This window comes from Pyxidicoccus fallax (assembly GCF_012933655.1).
In the GTDB taxonomy this organism is placed as follows: Bacteria; Myxococcota; Myxococcia; order Myxococcales; family Myxococcaceae; genus Myxococcus; species Myxococcus fallax.
This window is the reverse complement of sequence record NZ_JABBJJ010000682.1, coordinates 1-1,801: the sequence shown is the minus strand read 5'-3', so window position 1 is coordinate 1,801 and position 1,801 is coordinate 1. Positions and strand designations below refer to the sequence as shown.

At 68.6% G+C, this 1,801-nt stretch carries 2 protein-coding genes; one reads left to right on the top strand and one right to left on the bottom strand.

Going from position 1 to position 1,801, the window contains the following annotated elements; all coding sequences use genetic code 11:
• Positions 1-588 (top strand): hypothetical protein (locus tag HG543_RS53455; protein ID WP_169352647.1); only part of this gene is annotated, 588 nt, incomplete at its 5' end.
• Between the two features lie 9 nt (positions 589-597).
• Here the strand turns inward: HG543_RS53455 and HG543_RS53450 are convergent.
• Entirely contained in the window at positions 598-1,626 is a 1,029-nt protein-coding gene (locus tag HG543_RS53450) for a coiled-coil domain-containing protein (protein ID WP_169352646.1), read from the bottom strand.
• Positions 1,627-1,801: the final 175 nt, after the last annotated feature.

The window sequence follows — 1,801 nt, the reverse complement described above, 5'->3', positions numbered from 1 at the left end:
GGGCTGGGAGGGGAGAGCATTCCCCCCTCCCAATCCACCCTGAGGCTCGCGAGCCGTGAGCAGCTCCCCGGCAATACCTGGCGGTGGCGCTTCGACGCGGTCCGCCTGCACCCCACGAGCCTGTTCATTCTTGGCAACGTCCTTCACGACATCCATCTGGAGGGCCCCCGCATCCGGGAAGCGCTCATCTCCTCCAGCCTGGTCTCCAGCCGCGGGCCTGGCCCCGAGCAGGTGCTGCCCTTCGCGTACGAGCCGCTGCCGTTCGAGTACGACTTCGAAGCGGAGGGCACCGACGTGCTCATCGAGGTCGACTTCGTGAAGGCGCAGGACGCCGGGACGCTCCTGGCCTTCGAGGCCGTCTGGTGGTCCTGGCTGGGGCTGGTTCAACGGGGCGGCTTCGCGGATGACCTCTTCCCGCCCGGGATGATGCGGACGTACCTGGCCCGGGCCCCGGATTTCACACCCCGAGGCCTGGAGTTCTTCCTGGAGGACGTAACGGCTGGGGGAGAAGCGTTCGACAGCCTCGTCAACATGCTCCACGCGCTGCACGTCCGAGGCGCAGCCATCGGGGCGGTGCGGGTCTCCTGACCGCCCGGACTACTTGTTCTTGGAGAACTCGCGGCTGGCGATGACGCCCTGGACCTCGGCCAGCGCGCGGGCGCCGGAGGCGGACTCGAGGGCCTTCTCGGCGATGGCCTGCACCTGACGCTTGGCCTCGTTCAGCTCCGCCTGGAGCGTCTGGATGGCCTGCGCCTGCTTCGTGCAGGTGTCCTTCAGCGACGCAATCTCCATGGTCGCCACGCGCTGCGCCGTCTCCGCGTCCTTCGTGGCCAGCGTCAGCTTCATCTCCCAATCGGACTTCACGCGGTTGCCGGCAATCGCCGCCGCCGTGTCCGCCTCCTTCTTCAGCACCTGCGGGAACTCGGCCACCTGCTTGCGCAGGTCCTCCAGCTCCTTCTCGCGCAGCTTCAGCGCCTCCTCGCGCGTGGCCCAGTCCTTCTCCAGCTTCTCCTTGCGGTCGCGCTCCTGCGCGGCCTGCTGGCGCAGCCCCTCCGCGAACGCGTCCTGGTCCTTCTTGCGCGACAGCTGCGTGTCATAGGCGTACTGCTCCTCGGCGCGCTTGCGGGCCACCTCGGCGGCCTCGCGCTCCGCGGCCAGCTCCGCGGCGGCCTTCGCGCGGCTGTCCGTGATGTCCTTCTGCAGCCGCTCCATCTCCGCCTCGAGCTCCGCCTTCTTCTTGTCGTACTCGGCCACCAGCACGTCGATGGCGCTCGCCGCCACGTCCTTGCCGTGCAGGGCGTTCAGCTCCTCCGTCTTCAGGCCGATGGCCTCGTCCAGCTGCTTCAGCTCCTCCACCAGCGAGATGACCTGCTCGTTGATGCCCGCCAGCGTCTTGTTGATGGTCAGCCCCGCCTCGGTGACCTTCTTCACCGCCGTCTCCGCGGTGAGGCCGGACACGTCCGCCAGGACGTTCTTCGCGTGGGCGTCCTTCGCCTCCTGCTCCTTGGAGACGACGACGGGCTTGTTGCGGGCCTTGCGGGCCAGGTCGTCGAAGGCGGCCTTGGTGGCCTCGGCGGAGCGGTTGCGGGCGACGGCGTTGCGCTTGGACGTGTTGCGAGTAGCCATGTGACTCTCCAGGTATGGCAAGGCCAGGGCAGGTCCAGTGGACCCGCGAATGGCGTGGTGGTTCTGCGGGAAGGACGGCCGCCTCTCTTGCGGCCACGGGAAAGAAGATACCTATGGGGTCTGACACGCTCGGGGGGCGTCCGGGCACCCGCCAGGGCCCCTGGAAGCCCCGGGA